Origin of the sequence: Kitasatospora terrestris, assembly GCF_039542905.1 — a bacterium.
Taxonomy (GTDB): domain Bacteria; phylum Actinomycetota; class Actinomycetes; order Streptomycetales; family Streptomycetaceae; genus Kitasatospora; species Kitasatospora terrestris.
On the sequence record NZ_BAABIS010000001.1, the window covers coordinates 5,717,016 to 5,737,057 of the forward strand.

14 protein-coding genes are annotated in these 20,042 nt (G+C 74.0%); 8 read left to right on the plus strand and 6 right to left on the minus strand.

Annotated elements, in window-relative coordinates:
* Nucleotides 1–35: 35 nt before the first annotated feature.
* The gene (locus ABEB06_RS26285; RefSeq protein ID WP_345699356.1) at nt 36–1,112 is read right to left on the minus strand and encodes a mechanosensitive ion channel family protein; all 1,077 of its coding nucleotides are present in this window, start codon (nt 1,110–1,112) and stop codon (nt 36–38) included.
* Between the two features lie 292 nt (nt 1,113–1,404).
* On the opposite strand from ABEB06_RS26285, the gene ABEB06_RS26290 reads away from it, so the two are divergent.
* A complete protein-coding gene (locus ABEB06_RS26290) occupies nt 1,405–2,025 on the plus strand; it encodes an HNH endonuclease (RefSeq protein ID WP_345699357.1) in 621 nt (206 codons plus the stop codon).
* 106 nt (nt 2,026–2,131) lie between these two features.
* Nucleotides 2,132–2,797, plus strand: coding sequence for an HAD family hydrolase (locus ABEB06_RS26295; protein WP_345699358.1), 666 nt, complete (start codon nt 2,132–2,134; stop codon nt 2,795–2,797).
* A gap of 19 nt (nt 2,798–2,816) precedes the next feature.
* Here the strand turns inward: ABEB06_RS26295 and ABEB06_RS26300 are convergent, their stop codons facing one another.
* Nucleotides 2,817–6,614, minus strand: coding sequence for a beta-N-acetylglucosaminidase domain-containing protein (locus tag ABEB06_RS26300; protein ID WP_345699359.1), 3,798 nt, complete (start codon nt 6,612–6,614; stop codon nt 2,817–2,819).
* Nucleotides 6,615–6,869: 255 nt separating this feature from the next.
* Between ABEB06_RS26300 and malQ the strand changes: the two genes are divergently transcribed.
* Both malQ and ABEB06_RS26310 read left to right on the plus strand, forming a co-directional pair.
* Nucleotides 6,870–8,996 carry a 4-alpha-glucanotransferase gene (gene malQ / locus ABEB06_RS26305; protein WP_425559704.1) on the plus strand — a complete coding sequence of 709 codons (2,127 nt, stop codon included), beginning with the start codon at nt 6,870–6,872 and terminating at the stop codon, nt 8,994–8,996.
* Between the two features lie 21 nt (nt 8,997–9,017).
* Entirely contained in the window at nt 9,018–9,239 is a 222-nt protein-coding gene (locus ABEB06_RS26310; protein ID WP_345699360.1) for a hypothetical protein, read from the plus strand.
* Nucleotides 9,240–9,355: 116 nt separating this feature from the next.
* Here the strand turns inward: ABEB06_RS26310 and ABEB06_RS26315 are convergent, their stop codons facing one another.
* The 4 genes from ABEB06_RS26315 to pepN form a co-directional block, all read right to left on the minus strand.
* Nucleotides 9,356–9,784 (minus strand): FMN-binding protein, encoded by a 429-nt coding sequence (locus ABEB06_RS26315; RefSeq protein WP_345699361.1) that lies wholly within the window; start codon nt 9,782–9,784, stop codon nt 9,356–9,358.
* A gap of 12 nt (nt 9,785–9,796) precedes the next feature.
* The gene (locus tag ABEB06_RS26320) at nt 9,797–11,113 is read right to left on the minus strand and encodes a ferredoxin reductase family protein (protein WP_345699362.1); all 1,317 of its coding nucleotides are present in this window, start codon (nt 11,111–11,113) and stop codon (nt 9,797–9,799) included.
* 159 nt (nt 11,114–11,272) lie between these two features.
* Complete coding sequence (locus ABEB06_RS26325) at nt 11,273–12,445, minus strand: S8 family peptidase (RefSeq protein ID WP_345699363.1); 1,173 nt, start codon at nt 12,443–12,445, stop codon at nt 11,273–11,275.
* Nucleotides 12,446–12,579: 134 nt separating this feature from the next.
* On the minus strand, nt 12,580–15,159 hold the full coding sequence (pepN, locus tag ABEB06_RS26330) for an aminopeptidase N (protein WP_345699364.1): 2,580 nt from the start codon (nt 15,157–15,159) through the stop codon (nt 12,580–12,582).
* A gap of 216 nt (nt 15,160–15,375) precedes the next feature.
* Here pepN and ABEB06_RS26335 point away from each other — a divergent pair, with 216 nt between their 5' ends.
* From ABEB06_RS26335 to ABEB06_RS26350, 4 genes are all read left to right on the plus strand, one after another.
* Nucleotides 15,376–16,563: an ROK family transcriptional regulator gene (locus ABEB06_RS26335; protein ID WP_345701995.1), complete on the plus strand. Its 1,188-nt coding sequence runs from the start codon at nt 15,376–15,378 to the stop codon at nt 16,561–16,563.
* Nucleotides 16,564–16,719: 156 nt separating this feature from the next.
* On the plus strand, nt 16,720–17,814 hold the full coding sequence (locus ABEB06_RS26340; RefSeq protein WP_345699365.1) for a sugar ABC transporter substrate-binding protein: 1,095 nt from the start codon (nt 16,720–16,722) through the stop codon (nt 17,812–17,814).
* A gap of 145 nt (nt 17,815–17,959) precedes the next feature.
* A complete protein-coding gene (locus ABEB06_RS26345; protein ID WP_345699366.1) occupies nt 17,960–18,748 on the plus strand; it encodes an ATP-binding cassette domain-containing protein in 789 nt (262 codons plus the stop codon).
* Nucleotides 18,745–20,004, plus strand: a complete 1,260-nt coding sequence (locus ABEB06_RS26350; protein ID WP_345699367.1) for a sugar ABC transporter permease — start codon at nt 18,745–18,747, stop codon at nt 20,002–20,004. The genes ABEB06_RS26345 and ABEB06_RS26350 overlap by 4 nt, the downstream gene beginning before the upstream one ends.
* Nucleotides 20,005–20,042: the final 38 nt, after the last annotated feature.

Consider the following 20,042-nt stretch of genomic DNA (forward strand, 5'->3'; position numbering starts at 1 on the left):
CGCTCGGTGCGAGCGGGGCCATCGTTACGGTGCGGTTATTCGGAGGCCTGTGCCGGTATCGGCTTGGCGGCCAGCGAGCGGGCCGAGGTCGGGTCGGCCAGCACCGAGGGCGGCAGCACCTCCGCGACGGGAGCGGCGGGAGCGGCCGCCGCCGCGGCGGTCTCCTCCTTGAGCTTCACCCCGGCCTGGTCGAACGCCGCCTTCAGGCGCATCCGCAGCGCCCGCGACACCTGCGGCGCCTTGCCCGGCGTGCAGCGCGCCTCGACCCGCAGCAGCACCGAGTCGGCCGCCACCGACTCCACGCCGAGCACCTTCACCCGGCCCCACACCAGCTCGTCGTACGGGGTCTCCTTGGACAGCTGGTCGGCGGTCTCCAGGATCAGCGCCTCGACCTGCGCCAGGTCCTCCTTGTAGCCGACCTGGACGTCCACCGTCGCGGTGCCCCAGCCCTGGCTCATGTTGGCGATCCGCTTCACCTCGCCGTTGCGGATGTACCAGATCTCGCCGCCGGCGCCGCGCAGCTTGGTGACCCGCAGGCCCACCTCCAGCACCGTGCCGGTGGCCACCCCGGTGTCGATCTCGTCGCCGACGCCGTACTGGTCCTCCATGATCATGAAGACCCCGGACAGGAAGTCGGTCACCAGGTTGCGCGCGCCGAAACCGATCGCCACACCCGCCACACCGGCGCTGGCCAGCAGCGGAGCCAGGTTCACCCCGAGCGCCGAGAGCACCATCAGCGCCGCCGTGCCCAGGATGGTGAAGCTGGAGACGCTGCGCAGCACCGAGCCGATCGCCTCGGAGCGCTGCTGGCGCCGCTCGGTGTTGACCACGCCGCTGTTGGCCAGCAGCCCGCCGATCACGCCGAGCTCGGCCTCGTCCTCGGCGGGCCGGGCCATCCGCGCGATCAGCTTGTCGATCAGCTTGCGCACCGCGGCGCGCAGCACCAGGGCCAGCACCACGATGAAGACGATCCGCAGACCGCTGGCCAGCCAGCTCTGCCAGTTGTCGTCCAGCCAGCTCGCCGCCTGCCTGGTCGTGCTGGACACGTCGGCCGCGCTGGTGGGCAGTTCGAAGGCTGGTGGGGTGCTGTCTGCGGTGGAGTCGGCGAGCATCGCCCCAGCCTAACGGCCCGGCGCCGGACGGCGGACACGCCGTCAGCGGCCCTCCGGCACCGCCGGAAGGGGCTCCCACCAGCGGCTCCGGGTGCAAGCCGCGCGTCCGCAGGGAATAACGCCTATGACGGAACGCACACCCGGGCCGCCGGGCCGCGCAGTCCGTTCACGGAGAAATGGTGGCGTCCTACGACGGCGTAAGGCGACACTGGGGGAGATCACGCCGCCAGGGCGTGGTCCACCCGCTCGTCCCGGCGCGAGCCACGCGTCGCAGGCGTCCAAGGAGGCCACCGTGCCGCATGTCCTGGTCCTCAACGCGTCCTACGAGCCACTCGGGGTGGTCTCGATGCGTCGCGCTCTCATCCTGGTCCTCAACCACAAGGCGGTCAGCCTCGAGGACTCCGAGATCACTCTGCACAGCGCCACCAGCGCCGTCTCGGCGCCGTCCGTCGTCCGCCTGACCCGCTTCGTCCGGGTCCCCTACCGCGGGCCCGTCCCGCTCACCCGCCGCGCCCTGTTCGCCCGTGACCACGGGCGGTGCGTGTACTGCGGGGCCGCCGCCACCAGCGTCGACCACGTCATCCCGCGCAGCAGGGGCGGCCAGCACCGGTGGGACAACGTCGTCGCCGCCTGCCGCCGCTGCAACCACACCAAGGCCGACCGCCACCTCGCCGACCTCGGCTGGCGGATGAAGCACCCGCCCGCGGCCCCCGCGGGGCTGGCCTGGCGGGTGATCGGCACCGGGATCAAGGACCCGCGCTGGCGGCCCTACCTGGAGCCGTACGGCGGCCTGGAGCAGTTCCGGGACTTCGAGCACCGGGACCATACCGACCACGGCGGAGCCCTCCCGGCCCCGCTCACCCGCCCGCACCCCGCCCACCGCGGCGAGCGACCCGAACCGCTCTCCGCCTGACCCCCGGGCCTGCCCGAGACACCTCCGTCCGGTACGCCTCATGGGCCGCCGGCGCCCCCGCCGCAGGGACGCCGGCGGCCCGCCGTCATCCCCGAACGGAGCGCCCGTGCCCCTGACCGTCGCCGCCGTGTCGTTCGACGCCGACGACACCCTGTGGGACTTCGACTCCGGGTTCCGGCCCGCGATGGAGCACGCCGTGCGGCGGCTGCGCGAGGCGCTGGGCGTGGCCCGCACGCCGGCGGAGCTGGAGGCGGTGCGCGAGGAGATGACGCTCGCCATGCCGGGCGCCGGGTACGCGGCGGCCCGCCGGGCCTCCTTCGTCGAGACGGTCCGCCGGGCGGGCGGCGCGCCGGGGCTGGGCGATGCGGTGTACGAGGAGTTCGTCGGGGTCCGGGCGGAGGCGACCCGGCTGTTCCCGGAGACCCGCGAGGTGCTGGCCGAGCTGGGCGCGCGGCTGCCGCTCGCGCTGACCACCAACGGCACCGCCGACCTGGCCTGGTTCGGCCTGCAGGACGTCTTCGCCGTGGTCACCCGGGGGGCCGAGTGCGGCGTCCACAAGCCGGACCCGGGGATCTACCGGGTGACCGCGCAGCGGCTGGCCGTCCCGGTCGGCGCGGTGCTGCACGTCGGCGACCACCCGCTGGAGGACGTCGACGCGGCCCGGGCGGCCGGGATGCAGGCCGTCCTGCTGGACCGCACCGGCGCCGCGGCCGGTGCGATCGACACCCTGACGGCCCTCCTCGACCTGGTGGGCGGGGCCGGCCGGCCGTGACGGGCCGGCGCCCCACGGGTCAGCGCGGGGTGACGGCGTACAGCTCGACGGCGGACAGCGCGTAGCCGTAGGCGGTCGCCCGGGTCACGCCCTGGATCCGCAGGTAGCGGGTGTTCGGCGCGTCGAAGCGGATCGTCTCGGCGCCGCCCCGGCCGTCGTCCACGGCGGCGACGGTCGTCCAGCTGAGGCCGTCGGTCGAGGTCTGGATCCGGTACGCCGAGGCGTACGCCTCCTGCCAGCGCAGCACCGCCGAGCCCAGCCGGACCGCCGAGGGCAGTTCGAACTGCACCCAGGCGTCGTCCTTGGCGGGAGCGGTCCAGCGGGTCTTGGGGTCGCCGTCGACCAGCGCCGAGGCGGGGGTGGACGGGCCGGCGTCGCCGGAGGAGGTGACGGTGGCGCCGCGGGCCTGGTCGGCGCCGCCGGTCGGCGGCACCACGTGGACCTGGAGCACCTGCTGGACGGCGACCGAGCCGACCGTCAGGGTCAGCGGCACCCGGTAGGTGCCGGTGGGCGTGGTGGCGGCCGCGGTGATCTGCACGGGCGCGCCGAACCGCCCGCCGCGTTCCACGCTGACGGCGGCGGTCGGCGCCACCGTGAGCCCGGCGGCGACGGCCGGGACCTGGGCGGTCAGCGTGCCGGTGAGCAGGTCGGGGCGGCCGGAGTCGACGACGGCGCGGGTCTGCGCCGGGGTGGTGGCGCCGGCGACCACGTCGACGGTGGACTCGGTGAGGGTGAGCAGGGCGACCGGCGCGTCGGCGTACCAGGGGATGATCTGGTTGACCACCGGCGGCTCCCCGCCGGCGGCCCAGACCAGCCGGATCGCGTCGGCGGGCTGGCCGCCGCCGCGCAGCTCGTTCCAGCCGGGCTTGACCTCGCCGATCGGGTCCCAGTGGCCGTCCGCGCGGCGGACCTGCGCGGTGGCGGTGGCCCGGACGGTCGGGTCGGTCAGCACGGTGACCCGGTCCAGCGGGCGGGCGTTGCCGAGTTCGACGGTGAGCGGGGTGTCCCCGGCGCCCGGCGCGGTGGCGGCCCGGTACGCGGTGTCGGGGTCGCCGTCGAGCACCGCGGCGGCGGAGGAGCCGGGCGCGGCGGGCGGGCCGCTGACGGTGGCGGGGGTGTCCTGCGGCGCGGCGACGGTGAACTCGCGGATCGCCACCGCGGTCTTCTGGCCGCCGGTGGCGCGCAGCCGGACGGCCCGGGCGACGGTGCCCGCGGGGGCGTCGACGCTGACGCTCTTCTGCCCGTGCACCCGGGCGAGCTGCTGCCAGCCGCCGGTGCCGGTGGTGTACTCCAGCACCCCGTCGCGGAGGTAGTCGTCCGCGGCGGCGGCCGCGTCGGGGCCGTCGCCCCAGGCGCCCATCAGCACGGTGACCTGGCCGAGCGGGCGGGCCGCACCGAGGTCGAGCCCTATCGCGTCGCCGGTCTGCGGCGCCGCGGAGGTCCAGTAGAAGGTGCCGGCCGCGCCGTCGGTCATCAGCGCGGGGCCGTGGCCGTGCGCGGCGGCCATCGTGGTGGTGGGGCTGATCCCGCCCTCGGTGATCCCGGACCAGCTGTCGGCGGCCTGCAGGGCCCGCTCCAGGAAGCGGTCCAGCACGCCGGCCCCGACGGTGACCGGTGCCTGCTCCAACTGCTCGCGCTGGCGCCGGACGTCGACCCGGGCCTGCCAGGCGGTGGCGCCGTCGCCGCCGCGCTGGGCGAGCAGCATGTCGACGGCGGAGCGGCCGGCCAGGCCGTAGCCGGAGAGCCGGTCCAGCCACGGGCCGGTCTCGGCGGCGACCGCCGTGCCGGCCAGGGCCCGCGGCGCGTCGGCCATCGCGGAGAACGCCTCGCGCAGCGGCGCGGCGGCGTCCTTGAGCCGGGCCGGGTCGGGCGCGGCGCCGGAGGCGGGTTCCAGCGCGCCCCAGAACCGCTCCAGCAGCGGCGCCAGGTACGCCGACTCGGTGCGGTTGAGCGGGGAGGAGGAGCTGTTGCCGGCGAGCGCGGTGAGCGCGGCCAGCTCGGCCGGGTCGGCGCTGAGGGCGCGCAGCGCGGCCCGCCAGGAGTCCTGCGGCTGGTAGCCCTCGGGCTGCCAGCCGAAGTCGGCGGCGGTGGCCAGCGGGATCCGCGACACCGACGGCTGGCTCATCGCCGAGGTCAGCAGCACCGCCGAGCGCTTGGCCACGTCCGGCTCCCGCCCGGCGTAGCCGCCGAGGAACAGCCGGTCCGGCGCCGAGTCGTTCACCGGGTAGTTGTCCCAGGTCACCAGCGAGCGGCCGAACAGGGCCGCGGTGTCCGCGATCTGGCCGCCGGTCACCTGCTGGGGGATCACCCCGCCGCCGCTCCACACCACCTGGACGCCCTGCGGCAGCGCGGCCGCCAGCGCCGAGCGGTAGGGCGAGGCGCCCTGCTTCTGGTACTCGGTGGGCACCACCGACAGCGGTGCCAGCTCCGGGTGCCCGGCCGTCAGCCGCTCCTGCACCTTCGCCACCAGCGCGGCCTGCGCCTTCGCGGCCGCCGCCGGCCCGGTGCCGTACGCCTTGCGGTCGGCGCCGCAGTGCCACTCGTCGTAGCTGACGTCCAGGAACTGCAGCTGGAACGCCCGGAACCCGGCCTGCCGCAGCGACTCCAGCTTCGCCACCAGCGCGTCCACGTCCTTGCCGGAGGTGAAGCAGAACGACTGCCCCGGCTCGATCGAGTACGCCGCGGTGACGTGGTTGTCCCGGGCCCGCGCGGTCAGCCGGCGCAGCTCGTCCAACTGCGCGGCCGGGTAGGCGTCGCGCCACTTCTGCACCCGGTACGGGTCGCCGCCGGGGGCGTACAGGAACTGGTTCTGCTTGGTCCGGCCGAGGAAGTCGATCAGCTCCAGCCGCTGCTCGACGGTCCACGGGGTGCCGTAGAAAGTCTCCGCGGTGCCGCGCACCGGGGCGCCGCTCGGCCAGTCCCGCACCGCCACGCCGGGGAAGCCCTTGCCCGCCTCGGCGAGCTGGCCCTGGCCGGCCGGGACGGGGGCGAGCAGCTGCCGCAGGCTCTGCGCCGCGTAGAAGGTGCCCGCGCCGTCGGTGCCCGCCAGCACCACCACGCCGTACGAGCCGCCGCCCGCGAGCGGGAGTTGCCCGGCGCTCAGCACGTACCCGCCGGGCGGCATGCCGTCCAGCGAGGGCGCCGCGTAGTCCTTGCCGCCCGCCGCGGCGGCCAGTTCGCGCAGCGCCCGGTCGGTGGGGCCGCCGGCGCCCTCGCGCGGGCCGCCCACGTGCACCACCAGCGCGCCGGGGGTCGGCGCCGGGGCCTCCGGCACCGCGGTCACCTCGGTCGCGCCGGCGTCCGCCAGCAGCTCCCGGACCACCTCGACGGCCGGGCCGTCCGCGCCGTCGGCCAGCACCAGCTGCACGGTGCGCGGTACGGTCACCGGTCGGCCGGCCCGCTGCAGGTGCTGCGGGCGGGGGAAGACCTGCGGGTCGGCCAGCGTGCCGAGCGGAACCGCCGCGGCCGGGGCGGTGCTCACCGCGCGGCCGCCCCGGACGGGCGCCGCGTAGCCGGGGGTGCTCGCCAGCAGGCCGCCGACCACGGCGGCCGCCGAGAGCGTCGCCGCCAGCTGCAGGGTGGTGGACCGCCGTCCGGCGCGGCGCTCGGCGCGCACCGAGGCCAGCAGCGGGGTGGTGCCCTTGATGTCGGCGATGAAGCGGTCCGCCGCGCGCGGGGCAAGCTGCCGGGCGGTCCGCGCGGCGGTGCGCCGCGCCGCCAGCGCGGCGGGGTGGCCGAGCACGTCGCGCAGGGCTGCGCTGTGCTCGATCTGCTGCCTGAGCCGCCGACCGGCAGCCACCGACACCCGAGCCTGCACGGAGCCTCCTCGCACCCGAAAGCCGAGCTCAGCGGCGCCCCTGCCGGCCCCTGCCGACCCACTTCGCTCCACGGCCGACCCAGCCCATCAGGTGGCCCGTCCACTGTCAACGCCGGTGACAGCTATGCCCGGTATGTCGGTATCCGATCCCGGTCGAACGCGGCCGTGTCGGTCGGGGTCGGGCGGGTCGGTGGCGGGTAGGACTGTGCCTGTTCGCACATAGGTGTCTCACGGTGTCTTTGGACGGAGTGCGCAGTGGCCGCATACCTCGATCCCGACCAGGCCGGCAGCGAGCAGGTGCCGGCGGAGGACAATCCGCCCGCTCCACCGGAGTTGGTGGCGCTGGCCCACGCCCACGGCGTGGACAGCAGCTACGACCCCGGCAGCGGGCCGGTCCCCGTCGCACCCGCGGTGCTGGTCGCCGTGCTCGCCGCGCTCGGCGTGGACGCGAGCACCCCCGAGGCGGTCCGCGCCGAGCTCGAGCGCCACCGGGTCGAGGCCGCGGCCCGCCTGCTGCCGCCCACCGTGGTCGTCCGGGCCGGCCGGCGCACCGCCCTCGACGTCCCGGCGGACGCCCAGGTCAGCGTCGAGCTGGAGCAGGGCGGCGAGTGGACGCTGCCCAGGAGCCACTCGCACTGGCTGCCCGCCGACCTGCCGCTCGGCCGGCACACCCTCACCGCCGCGGTGGGCGGCCGCACCTCGCGGGCCGCCCTGATCGTCGCCCCGCAGCGGCTGCCCGAACCCGAGGGCCGCAGCTGGGGCTTCCTCGCCCAGCTCTACTCGGTGCTCTCCGAGCGCTCGTGGGGCATGGGAGACCTCGGCGACCTCGCCGAGCTCGCCAGCTGGGCCGGCAACGAGCTCGGCGCCGGCTTCCTGCAGATCAACCCGCTGCACTCGGGCATGCCGGGCGCCCCCTCGGACCCGTCCCCGTACCGCCCGTCCTCCCGCCGCTTCGCCGACCCGGTGCACCTGCGGGTCGAGGCCGTCCCCGAGTACGCCTACGCCGATGTCCGCGAACTGACCCGCCGCGGCGCCCAGTTGCGCGACGAGGTGCTCAAGCACGACGGCCTGATCGACCGGGACGCGGTCTGGGCGCTCAAGCGCGAGGCCCTGGAGGAGCTGCACCGGGTGCCGCGCGGGGTCGGCCGGGAGGCCGCCTACCGCGCCTTCGTCGAGCGCGAGGGCGACTGGCTGGAGCAGTACGCCACCTGGTGCGCGCTCGCCGAGCGGCACGGCGCCGACTGGCACGCCTGGCCGAAGGGCCTGCGGCACCCCGCCGACCCCCACGTCGCCGCCGCCCGGGCCGAGTCGGCGGACCGCGTGGAGTTCCACCGCTGGCTCGCCTGGCTGGTCGACGAGCAGCTCGGCGGCGCCCAGCACGCCGCCGAGGACGCCGGCATGCCGGTCGGCCTGATCCACGACCTCGCGGTCGGCGTCCACCCCGCCGGTGCTGATGCCTGGGCCCTGCAGGACGTCCTGGCCCGCGGCATCAGCGTCGGCGCCCCGCCGGACGCCTTCAACGCGCACGGCCAGGACTGGGGCCTGCCGCCGTGGCGCCCCGACGCGCTGGCCGCCGCCGGCTACGCCCCGTACGCCGAGCTGCTGCGCTCGGCCGCCCGGCACGCCGGCGCGCTGCGGATCGACCACGTGATGGGCCTCTTCCGGCTCTGGTGGGTGCCGGACGGCAACCCGCCCACCCACGGCGCGTACGTCCGCTACGACGCGGAGGCGATGCTCGGCGTGCTCGCGCTGGAGGCCCACCGGGCGTCCGCGTACGTGATCGGCGAGGACCTCGGCACGGTCGAGAAGGGGGTCCGCGAGCAGCTCACCGAGCGGGGCGTGCTCGGCACCTCGGTGCTCTGGTTCGAGCGCGACTGGCAGGACGGCGGCGAGATCCTGCCGCCCGAGCGCTGGCGCTCCGGCTGCCTGGCCACCCTGACCACCCACGACCTGCCGTCCACCGCCGCCCGGCTCTCCGGCGAGCACGTCGAGCTCCGCCACCGGCTCGGCCTGCTCGCCCGCGCGCTCGGCGAGGAACAGGCGGACGCCGCCGCCGAGCTCGCCGAGTGGCGCACCGAGCTGACCCGGCTCGGCCTGCTGGCCGCCGGCGAGCAGCTCACCCCCGAGGCGCTGTACGCCTTCCTGCGGGCCACCCCGGCGGAGCTGGTCGGGGTCTGGCTGCCCGACACCGTCGGCGACCCCCGCCCGCAGAACCTCCCCGGCACCTGGGACCAGTACCCGAACTGGCGCCTGCCGGTCGCCGACCGCGGCGGCACGCCGGTCACCCTGGACCAGCTCGCCGCGGCCCCCGGCACCCGCCGTCTGGTGGAGGTGCTCGCCCAACACGCCGGAAGGCGCACCCCGGCGCGCGAGGCACGATAAGCGGCCGGTACCTTGGGAAACGTGGACAAGAGGAACGCTTTGCGCGCTGGTGCGGTCTCCGCAGCGGCCACGCTGATGATGCTGATGTCGTCGCCCGCCATGGCGCTGGTCCGGGACGACGGCGACGACCCGGGCACCGGCCTGAGCGTCGCCCAGACCCTGGGCCTGTTCGTGGTCCTGCCGATCGTCTCCTTCTTCGTGATCGCCGGCCTGGTCATGCTGCCGACGCTCAAGAAGAAGTAGCACCAGCTCCCGTCAAGGGCTCGGGGCGCCGCCCCGGGCCCTTGACGTGCTTCTCGGCTGCTGGTCGGGTACCCCCGGCCGGGGTGAGCGAGGCGAGGCCGGTCCCCGGCCCCGGATCACCGGCCGGCGCCCGCCTTGTCGAGGGCGCTCTGCAGCGACTCGGTGTAGCCGTCGCTGGTGTAGGTGGCGCCGGAGACGACGTCGATGTCGGCGCTCTGCGCGGCGATCGCCTCCTGGTTGAGCAGCGGCAGCGCGTAGCTGTTGATCTCCTGGTCCCTGCGGTCGTGCGAGGGGTACTGGACCACGTCGATCCCGGTGATCCGGGTGCCGTCCAGGGTGACCTTCACCTGGACAGGCCCGTACCGGGTGTTCGCCGCGTCCCCGGTGACGGACCGTCCGGTGGAGGCGGGGGCGGCCGACCCGCCGTTCTCCGGCCCGGTGCCGACCGCCTGGACGGGGCCGCTGCCGCCGTCGTGCGGCTTGAGCGAGAGCAGCAGGACGACTCCCGCGGCGGTGGCGGTGGTGGTGACGACGGCTCGGCGCATGCCGGTGACTCCTCAGAACGCGAACGACTCGTGGTGGATGCGCGAGCGCCGGACCCCGGCGGCCCGCAGGGCCCGCTCGGCCTCGGCGGCGAAGGCGTCCGGCCCGCAGAGGTAGACCTCGTGCCCGGGCAGGTCGGGGACCAGCCGGGCGAGCGCCGCGCCCAGGTCGCCGACGTCCGCGCGCGGGCCGAGCAGCTCGTGCACCCGGGCCCCGCGCTGCCGGGCGACCACCGCCAGCTCCTCGCGGAACAGCACGTCGGACGGCCGGTGGGCGCGCTGCACCAGCGTCAGTTCGCCCTCCAGCGACTCCAGGAGGGCCCGCAGCGGGGTGATCCCGACGCCCGCGCCCAGCAGCAGCACCTTGCGTCCGCGCTGCCGCCGCGCGGTGAACGCGCCGTACGGGCCCTCCGCGCGGACCGGGGTGCCGGGGGCGAGCGAGGCGACGGCGGCGCTGTGCGCGCCGAGGTCCTTCACGGTGAAGCGCAGGAAGCGCGGGTGCGGGGGAGCGGACAGCGAGTACGGGTTGGCGGCCCAGCGCAGGCCGGGCGCCTGGAACTGCAGCCGGAAGAACTGGCCGGGTTCGGCGCGCAGCGACTCCAGCCGCTGCCCGGTGAGGAAGAGCGAGACCACCCCGGGGGCCTCCTCGCGCACCTCGGCGACGCGCAGCCGGTGCCGGCGGTCGCGCAGCCAGGGCAGCAGCAGCCGGTACCGGCCGACGGCCCCCGCGGTGCCGAAGTACAGCGCGTACCAGCCGGCCCGGGCGGGGCCGGTGCCGAGGTCGGCGCCGGTGGAGAGCTGGTGGGCGAAGCCGAGCGCGACCGCGAGGTAGCCGCCCAGGTGCAGGTGGTACCAGGTCTCGTAGCCGAGCCGGCGGCGGGCGGCCCGCGCCGAGAGCGCGCCGGTGGCCAGGAGCAGCAGCGTCCCCAGCGCGGCCTTGATCATGTCGGGCCAGTCGAGCACGATCTCGACCGCCTCCCCGACGACGCCCTTCCCCCCGGTCAGCGCGTGGCCCCAGACGATCGTGAGCACGTGGACGGTCACCAGCCCGACCAGGTAGCGCCCGCCGTAGGCGTGCCAGCGGGCCAGCCGGTCGGCGCCCACGGAGCGCTCCAGCGGCGGGATCCGGGCCATCAGGAGCAGCAGCACCGGTGCGGCGTAGCCGGCCAGCAGGCCGGTGATCCGGCCGGCGCCGGTGAGCCAGCCGGCCGGGCCGGCCACCGCGGTGGTCCGCAGCCACCAGGGGAGCAGCGCGGCCAGGGCGCCGGCGGCGATCAGGGCGAGCACCGCGCGGGGCACGGTCTCGGGGGACGGTGCGCGACGAGCCGTCATCGGGTGGTCCTCCTTCCGGACGGCGGGAAGGAGGACACCGTGTCAGCCGCGGATGTCCGCCGGCTGAGGGGATCGCGCGAATCCGCCGCCGCTCACCGTCCGACCGTGCGTTTTCGCAGGTCAGAGGCGTAGGGTGGCGGCGGATTTCTCATCGCTTTCTCACAGGCCGCCGGTGTACAGCAGCCGGTTGGGGGTGCCGGAGCCGACCCCGGAGAGGACGTTCCGGGTGGACTGGTCGGTCAGCCAGCGGGCCACCGCGGCGGCGTCGTCGGTGGGCCGGCCCTCCAGGTGGAGGGCGGCCGTGCCAGCGGCGTGCGGGGAGGCCATCGAGGTGCCGCTGAGCGACAGGCTGCCGCCGCCGAGGCGGGCCGAGAGGATGTCCGCGCCGGGGGCGTACAGGCCGATGCAGCGGCCGCGGTTGGACCAGGAGGTCTGCTTGTCGTTCCGGTCGCTGGCCCCGACGGCGAACGCCCGGCTCGCCCCGGCCGGGGAGGTGGAGCAGGCGTTGGCGCCCTCGTTGCCGGCCGCGACCACGGGGAGCACGCCGTGCGCGGCGACGTTGTCGGCGGCCCGGTTCATCGCGGCGGAGTAGGGGCCGCCGAGCGAGGCGTTGAGCACCGCGGGCCGGACGGCGTGGGTGGCGACCCAGTCGAAGCCGGCGATGATCGCCGCCCAGGTGCCGGTGGCCTCGCAGCCGAAGACCCGGACGGAGACCAGGGCGGCCTCGCGCGCCACGCCGTAGGTGGCGCCGCCGACGGTGCCGGCCACGTGGGTGCCGTGGCCCATGCAGTCCTGGCCGTCCTGCCCGTCGCCGATGGCGTCGAAGCCGCGCCGGGCCCGGTCGCCGAACTCGGGGTTGGCGAAGTCGATGCCGGTGTCCACCAGGTAGGCGGTGACGCCCCTGCCGGTGGCGGTGGCGGCGTACGCGCCGTCCAGCGGGAGCTTGCGCTGGTCGATCCGGTCCAGGCCCCAGGAGGCGGCCGGTGCCCGCAGCGGGGTCGGCGCGGTGACCGGTTCGTCCAGGGTGACCTGGCCGTTCTCCTCGACGGCGGTCACGCCGGGCAGCCGGCGGGCGGCGGCGAGCTGGGCGGGGGTGAGCGAGGCGGCGAAGCCGTGCAGCGCGTCGCGGTAGCTGTACAGCGGGCGGACGCCGAGGCGGGCGGCCAGCTGTCCGGGGTCGGTGCCCGGTGCGAGGGTGACGATGTACTGGCCCGAGACCGGGCGGGCGGAGCGCTGCAGCGGCGCGGGCGCGGGGTCCGCGGCGGCCGCGGGGACGGCGGCCAGCGGGACGAGCAGCAGGGCGACGGACGCGCAGCGGGCGAGCAGGCGCATGCGGGGACTCCTCGGGACGAAGGATCGTATGACAATCACTTCGGCCGGGCCGTGCCCGGTCTTGAGGAGCGCCGGGAACGCGTCAGCCGCTCGGAGCAGGGCGGTTCCTGCTCCGAGCGGCCGACGGGTCCGTGCTACTTGCCGCCGAGCGTGCGGTCGGCCACCTGGGCCTTCAGCGCCCGCTCGATGCCCGCCCGCGCCTCGACCACCTGGCGGCGCAGCGCCGGCGCCGGGTCGGCCTCGGCCAGCCAGGCGTCGGTGGCGTCCAGGGTGGCCTGCGAGACCTGGTACGCCGGGTACAGGCCGCCGATGATCTGCTGCGAGATCTCGTGGCTGCGGGACTCCCAGACGCCCTTCACCGCCGCGAAGTACTTCGCGGTGTACTCGGCCAGCAGCTCGCGCTGGTCGGCCTGCAGGAAGCCGGAGATCACGGCCTCCTGGACGTAGTTGGTGAGCTCGTCGGACTCCACCACCGAGGCCCAGGCCGCGGCCTTCGCCTCGGCGGTCGGCCGGGCGGCCCGGCAGTGGGCCGCGCGCTCCGCGCCGCTGGAGGTGTTGTCCCGGGCCAGCTCGGCCTCGATCGCCGCCTCGTCGGCGCGCCCGGTGGCGGCCAGACGGGCCAGCAGCGACCAGCGCAGCTCGGTGTCGACCGCCAGGCCGGCCACCTCGACGGAGCCGTCCAGCAGGCCGGCCAGCAGCGCGAGCTGCCCGTCGGTGCGGGCGGCGCCGGCCAGCGCGCGGGCCCAGGCGAGCTGGTGGTCGCTGCCCGGCTCGGCGGCCCGCAGGCTCTCCTCGCAGGCGGCGGCCCAGCGCTGCAGGCCCTGCTCGCGCCACGCCGGGTCGGTGTAGAGCTCCAGGGCCAGCTTGACCTGGCGGTGCACCGACTGGACCACGCCGATGTCGGTCTCCCGCTGCAGCCCGGAGAGCGCCAGCGACAGGTAGTCGCGGGTGGCCAGCTCGCCGTCCCGGGTCATGTCCCAGGTGGCCGCCCAGCACAGCGCGCGCGGCAGCGAGTGCTCGAAGTCGCCGAGGTGCGCGGTGACCACGGCCAGCGAGTCCTCGTCGAGCCGGATCTTGGCGTACGACAGGTCGTCGTCGTTGAGCAGCAGCACCGCCGGGCGGTGCCGGCCGACCAGCTCGGGCACCTCGGTGCGCGGGCCGTCCACGTCCAGCTCGATCCGGTCGGTGCGCACCAGCGCGCCGTCGACCAGCTCGTACAGGCCGACGGCGATCCGGTGCGGGCGCAGCACGGCCTCGCCGCGGGCGCCGGCGGGCAGCGCCGGGGCCTCCTGGAGGACCGCGAAGGACTCGATGTCGCCGTCGGTGTTGATCCGCAGCTCCGGGCGGAGCAGGTTGATCCCGGCGGTCTCCAGCCACGCCTTCGACCAGGTCTTCAGGTCGCGGCCGCTGGCCTCCTCCAGGGCGCCCAGCAGGTCGGCGAGCCGGGTGTTGCCCCAGGCGTGGCGCTTGAAGTACGCCCGCACGCCGGCGAAGAAGGCGTCCTGGCCGACGTAGGCCACCAGCTGCTTGAGCACCGAGGCGCCCTTGGCGTAGGTGATGCCGTCGAAGTTGACCTGGACGTCCTCCAGGTCGTTGATCTCGGCCATGATCGGGTGGGTGGACGGCAGCTGGTCCTGCCGGTACGCCCAGGTCTTCATCTGGTTGGCGAAGGTGGTCCAGGAGTGCGGCCACTTCGACCCCGGGGCCTCGGCCTGGCAGACCACCTCGGCGAAGGTGGCGAACGACTCGTTCAGCCAGAGGTCGTTCCACCACTCCATGGTGACCAGGTCGCCGAACCACATGTGGGCCAGCTCGTGCAGGATCGTCGCGGCCCGCGCCTCGTACGCCGCGTCGGTGACCTTGGAACGGAAGACGTACTGGTCACGGAAGGTGACGCAGCCCGCGTTCTCCATCGCGCCGGCGTTGAACTCCGGCACGAAGAGCTGGTCGTACTTGGCGAACGGGTAGTCGAAGTCGAACTTCTCCTGGAAGTAGTCGAAGCCCTGCTTGGTCACCGCGAAGATGTCGTCGGCGTCCAGGTACTCCTTGAGCGAGGGGCGGCAGTAGACGCCCAGCGGCACCCGCTGCTCGCCGGCCGCGTACTCGTCGAAGACGCCCACGTACGGGCCGGCCACCAGCGCGGTGATGTACGAGGACATCCGCGGGGTGGGCTCGAAGGACCACACCTGGGTGTCGCCCTCGCCCACCGGCTCCGGGGTGGGGGAGTTGGAGACCACCACCCACCCGGTCGGCGCGGTGACGGTGAAGCGGAAGGCCGCCTTCAGGTCGGGCTGCTCGAAGACCGCGAACACCCGGCGGGCGTCCGGCACCTCGAACTGGGTGTACAGGTAGGTCTCGCCGTCGACCGGGTCGACGAAGCGGTGCAGGCCCTCGCCGGTGTTGGTGTAGGCACAGTCGGCGACCACCCGCAGCTCGTTCTCGGCGCGCAGGCCGGGCAGGGCGATCCGGCTGTCGGCGAAGCCGCTCAGCGGCAGCGCCTCACCGTTCAGCACGATCTCGGTGACCGCCGGGGCGATCAGGTCGATGAAGCTCGAGGCGCCCGGGGTGGTGGCGGAGAACCGGACCACGGTGGTGGACCGGAACGTGCCGCCCTCGCGGGCCGAGCTCAGGTCGAGCTCGACGTCGTACGCCTCCACGTTCAGGAGCTCGGCCCGGGTACGGGCCTCCGCACGGGTCAAGTTGGTGCCAGGCACTCGCAGGACTCCTTCGTCGGTGTGAATACGGGGCATCCTCCCATGCAGGGCCTGGCATACACCCGCCCAATACCGGGTGGACCACAGGTTTCCCAGGAATCGGCGTCCCGGCTTGACGCGCCCTTACGTCGGTGACGGACCATAGAGTTCACAAGTTGAAGCTGAACGTGGACCAGCCGCAACGGCGCGGCGCCCAGGAGGGTTGAACACATGGCGATGGACACACCGGGTTCGCAGTCGTCACTGCACCGGGCGAATCTCGAGCGGGTCCTGCGGGCGGTGCGGATGGCCGGCTCGCTGACCCAGGCGGAGATCGCGCGGGGGACCGGTCTGTCGGCCGCCACGGTCTCCAACATCGTCCGCGAGCTCAAGGAGAGCGGCACCGTGGTGGTGGCCGACACCTCCTCGGGCGGCCGCCGGGCGCGCTCGGTCTCGCTCAGCGGGGACGCGGGCATCGTGGTGGGCGTGGACTTCGGCCACACCCACCTGAGAGTCGCGGTCGGCAACCTGGCGCACCGGGTGCTGGCCGAGGAGAGCGAGCCGATCGACACCGACGTCTCCGCCCAGCAGGGCTTCGACCGGGCCGAGCAGATGGTCGAGCGGCTGCTCGGCCAGGCCGGCTTCCGGCCGGACAAGGTGATCGGCGTGGGCCTGGGCGTACCCGGCCCGATCGACGTGGAGACCGGGGCGCTGGGCTCCACCGCGATCCTGCCGGGCTGGACCGGCGTGATGCCCCGCCAGGAGCTCTCGCAGCGCCTGGGCATGGAGGTGCACGTGGACAACGACGCCAACCTGGGCGCGCTCGGCGAGCTGGTCTGGGGCGCCGGCCGGGGCCTGGGCGACCTCGCGTACATCAAGGTGGCCAGCGGTGTCGGCTCCGGACTGGTGATCAACGGGCAGATCTACCGGGGCCCCGGCGGCACCGCCGGCGAGATCGGGCACATCACCCTGGACGAGGCCGGGCCGGTCTGCCGCTGCGGCAACCGCGGCTGCCTGGAGACCTTCGTCGGCTCCCGCTACCTGCTCAACCTCTTGAACGCCAACCACCCGGGTGAGCTCACCCTGTCCAAGGTGGTGCAGCTCGCCCAGCAGGGGGACCTCGGCTGCCGCCGGGTGATCGCCGACGCGGGCCGCCAGATCGGCATGGGCGCGGCCACCCTGTGCAACCTGCTCAACCCCCGCCGGATCATCCTCGGCGGAGACCTCGCCGAGGCCGGTGAGCTGGTGCTTTCCCCGATCCGGGACTCCGTCTCGCGGTACGCGATCCCGAGCGCCGCACGGCAGCTCTCGGTCGTTCCCGGCACCCTCGGCGGGCGCGCGGAGGTGCTCGGCGCGCTGGCCCTGGTGATGAGCGAGATGGGCGAGTCCGGGGCGATCCGGCAGACCGCCGCGGCGGGTGCCTGAGCTGGGCTGATCTCGGGCAGGTCTTCAGGAAGATAACGAAAGGGTCTGAATCCTTCAGGGCTTGGCTTTACTTATTGACGGCAAGCTTGGTGACCGGGTTGACTCCTGCCCACCTCGCCGCAACGCTGCGGCTCTGTCAGGGAGGCACCCCCCACCATGAACGCTCTGATGCGTCGCGCCGTCATCGGTACCGCTGCTGTCTCGATGGCTCTCACCATGGCCGCCTGTGGCAAGGCCGGCGACGACAAGAAGGACGCCAAGGGTTCCGGCGACACCAAGTCGATCGGCCTGCTGCTTCCGGAGAACGCGTCCTCGACCCGCTACGAGTCCTTCGACAAGCCGTTCATCGAGGCGAAGGTCAAGGCGCTCTGCGGCGACTGCACCGTCAAGTACTCCAACGCCGAGGGTTCCGCTGCCAAGCAGAAGCAGCAGTTCGACACCCTGATCGCCCAGGGCGTCAAGGTGATCATCCTCGACGCGTTCGACGCCAAGTCGACCCAGGCCTGGGTCAAGGAGGCGGCCGACAAGGGCGTCAAGGTCATCGCGTACGACCGCCTGGCCACCGGCCCGGTCTCCGCCTACGTCTCGTTCGACAACGAGAAGGTCGGCGAGCTCCAGGGCCAGGCCCTGGTCGACGCCCTCGGCGCCAAGGCCGCCGACGCCAACATCGTCATGATCAACGGTGACGACGCGGACCCGAACGCCGGCAAGTTCAAGGCCGGTGCCCACAAGGTCCTGGACAGCAAGGTCAAGAAGGTCGTCTACGAGCAGTCCGGTGAGTGGAAGCCCACCGTGGCCGGCCAGAAGATGGGCGCCGCGATCACCCAGCTGACCAAGGACGGCTTCCAGGCCGTCTACTCGGCCAACGACGGCATGGCCGCCGCGATCATCACCCAGCTGAAGTCCCAGGGCATCAACGTCCCGGTCGGCGGCCAGGACGCGGGCCTCGACGCCATCCAGCGCATCGTCGCCGGCGACCAGGCCTACACCATCTACAAGGCGTACAAGCCGCTGGCCGACTCGGCCGCCGAGCTCGCCGTCAACCTGCTGCAGGGCAAGGACATCAAGTCCGTCGCCTCCTCCAGCATCGACAGCGACACCGACAAGGGCATCCCGGCCAAGCTGCTGGAGCCGAAGGTCGTCACCAAGGCGAACATCAACGACACCGTGATCGCCGACGGCCTCTACAAGGCCGCCGACATCTGCACCGGCGACTACGCCGCCGCCTGCGCCGCCGCGGGTCTGAAGTAGCACCGTCCGGGCGGCGCTGCCCGACCCCCACCGGGGAGCGCCGCCCACCCTTCTTTTCTCTCTTCTCGCACTACCCCGCGCGCCCGGGCCGGCGCGCGGCAGGCCGTGCCCGGGCAACTGTCAGGACGGGCGCGGGACTAAGGAGATGGTTCACGTGACAGGCGCACCCGTACTGGCGTTGCGCGGGGTCTCCAAGCGCTTCGGTGCCGTCCAGGCACTCACCGACGTGCACTTGGAGGTTCACGCCGGCGAGGTGGTCGCCCTGGTCGGCGACAACGGCGCCGGCAAGTCGACGCTGGTGAAGACCATCGCCGGCGTCCACCCGATCGACGAGGGCAGCATCGAGTGGGAGGGCAGGGCGGTCTCCATCAACCGCCCGCACGACGCCCAGGCCCTCGGTGTCGCCACCGTCTACCAGGACCTGGCGCTCTGCGACAACCTCGACGTGGTCGGCAACCTCTTCCTCGGCCGCGAGCTGAAGAAGTTCGGCACGCTGGACGAGGTCGGCATGGAGAAGCGCGCGCGCGAACTCCTCGACACCCTGTCCATCCGCATCCCGAGCGTGCGCATCCCGATCGCCGCGCTCTCCGGCGGCCAGCGCCAGGTCGTGGCCATCGCCCGCGCCCTGGTCGGCGACCCGAAGATCGTCATCCTGGACGAGCCGACCGCCGCTCTCGGCGTCGAGCAGACCGCTCAGGTGCTCGACCTGGTCGAGCGGCTGCGCGAGCGCGGCCTCGGCGTGATCCTGATCAGCCACAACATGGCCGACGTCAAGGCCGTCGCGGACACCGTCGCGGTGCTGCGCCTGGGCCGCAACAACGGCGCCTTCGAGGTGGCAACCACCTCGCACGAGGAGATCATCTCCGCCATCACCGGCGCCACCGAGAACGCGGTCACCCGCCGCCAGGCACGTCTCGCGGAGGATGCGAAGTGACCACCGACCAGACCACCAGCACCACCCCGGCCCCGGCGGTCGACCCGCGCCTGCTGGTCCGCCAGGCGGGCTTCGCCGGCTACCTGGCCGAGTTCAAGCAGAAGATGAAGAGCGGCGACCTGGGCTCCGTCCCGGTCGTCATCGGCCTGATCCTGATCGCGGCCATCTTCCAGGGCATCACCGGCGACTTCCTGAACGCCGACAACATCACCAACATCACCAAGTGGATCGCCGGCCCCGGCCTCATCGCCGTCGGCATCGTCTTCGTGCTGCTGCTCGGTGAGATCGACCTCTCGCTCGGCTCGGTGGCCGGTGTCTCCGCCGCCATCGCCGCGGTCCTCTCGGTCCGCTCCGGCCTCAACGAGTGGCTGGCGATCCTGATCGCCATCGGCGCCGCGGTCGCCATCGGCGCGCTGCACGGCTTCTTCTTCGCCAAGATCGGCGTCCCCGCCTTCGTCGTCACCCTGGCCGGCCTGCTGGCCTGGTCCGGTCTGCAGATGTTCGTCCTCGGCGACAAGGGCACCGTCAACGTCATCAACGACGGTGTGCTCGCCAACCTGGACACCTACTTCCTCGGCGACGGCGACGTCTTCTTCACCTGGGCCTTCGCGATCCTGGGCATCGCCCTGTTCGGTGCCGGCCAGCTGCTCGACGCCCGCCGCCGCGGCGCGGCCGGCCTGGCCGCCCGCCCGATGAGCGAGATCGCCCTGCGCACCGGCGTGCTCGCGGTGATCGGCCTGGTCTCCGCCTACATGCTCAACCAGGACAGCGGCCTGCCGCTGCCGCTGGTGATCTTCCTCTCGATCGTGGTCCTCACCGACTTCGTGCTGCGCCGCACCGCCTACGGCCGCCAGATCTTCGCCGTCGGCGGTGGCGTCGAGGCCGCCCGCCGGGCCGGCATCAACGTGGCCTGGGTGCGGATCTCGGTCTTCATGATCTCCGCCGGCATGGCGGCCCTCGGCGGCCTGTTCATCGCCTCCCAGCAGGGCTCCGCCGACAAGCTGCTCGGCAGCGGCAACGTCCTGATGAACTCCATCGCGGCGGCCGTCATCGGCGGCACCAGCCTCTTCGGCGGCCGCGGCAAGACCTGGTCGGCGCTGCTCGGCATCCTGGTCATCCAGTCGATCATCACCGGCCTCGACCTGGTCCACGTCGACCAGGCCATCCAGTACATGATCACCGGCGCGGTGCTGCTCGCCGCCGTCGTCCTCGACTCCGTGTCGCGCAAGACGCAGAAGTCCAGCGGACGCGGCTGATCAGCGACAACGCGGGCGCGAGGCCCGATCCACCGGCG

Coding starts and splice junctions, on each gene's coding strand:
- ABEB06_RS26285 (WP_345699356.1), bottom strand. CDS start 1,112: ATGCTCGCCGACTCCACCGCAGACAGCACCCCACCAGCCTTCGAACTG.
- ABEB06_RS26315 (WP_345699361.1), bottom strand. CDS start 9,784: ATGCGCCGAGCCGTCGTCACCACCACCGCCACCGCCGCGGGAGTCGTC.
- ABEB06_RS26320 (WP_345699362.1), bottom strand. CDS start 11,113: ATGACGGCTCGTCGCGCACCGTCCCCCGAGACCGTGCCCCGCGCGGTG.
- ABEB06_RS26325 (WP_345699363.1), bottom strand. CDS start 12,445: ATGCGCCTGCTCGCCCGCTGCGCGTCCGTCGCCCTGCTGCTCGTCCCG.
- ABEB06_RS26335 (WP_345701995.1), top strand. CDS start 15,376: ATGGACACACCGGGTTCGCAGTCGTCACTGCACCGGGCGAATCTCGAG.
- ABEB06_RS26340 (WP_345699365.1), top strand. CDS start 16,720: ATGAACGCTCTGATGCGTCGCGCCGTCATCGGTACCGCTGCTGTCTCG.
- ABEB06_RS26345 (WP_345699366.1), top strand. CDS start 17,960: ATGGTTCACGTGACAGGCGCACCCGTACTGGCGTTGCGCGGGGTCTCC.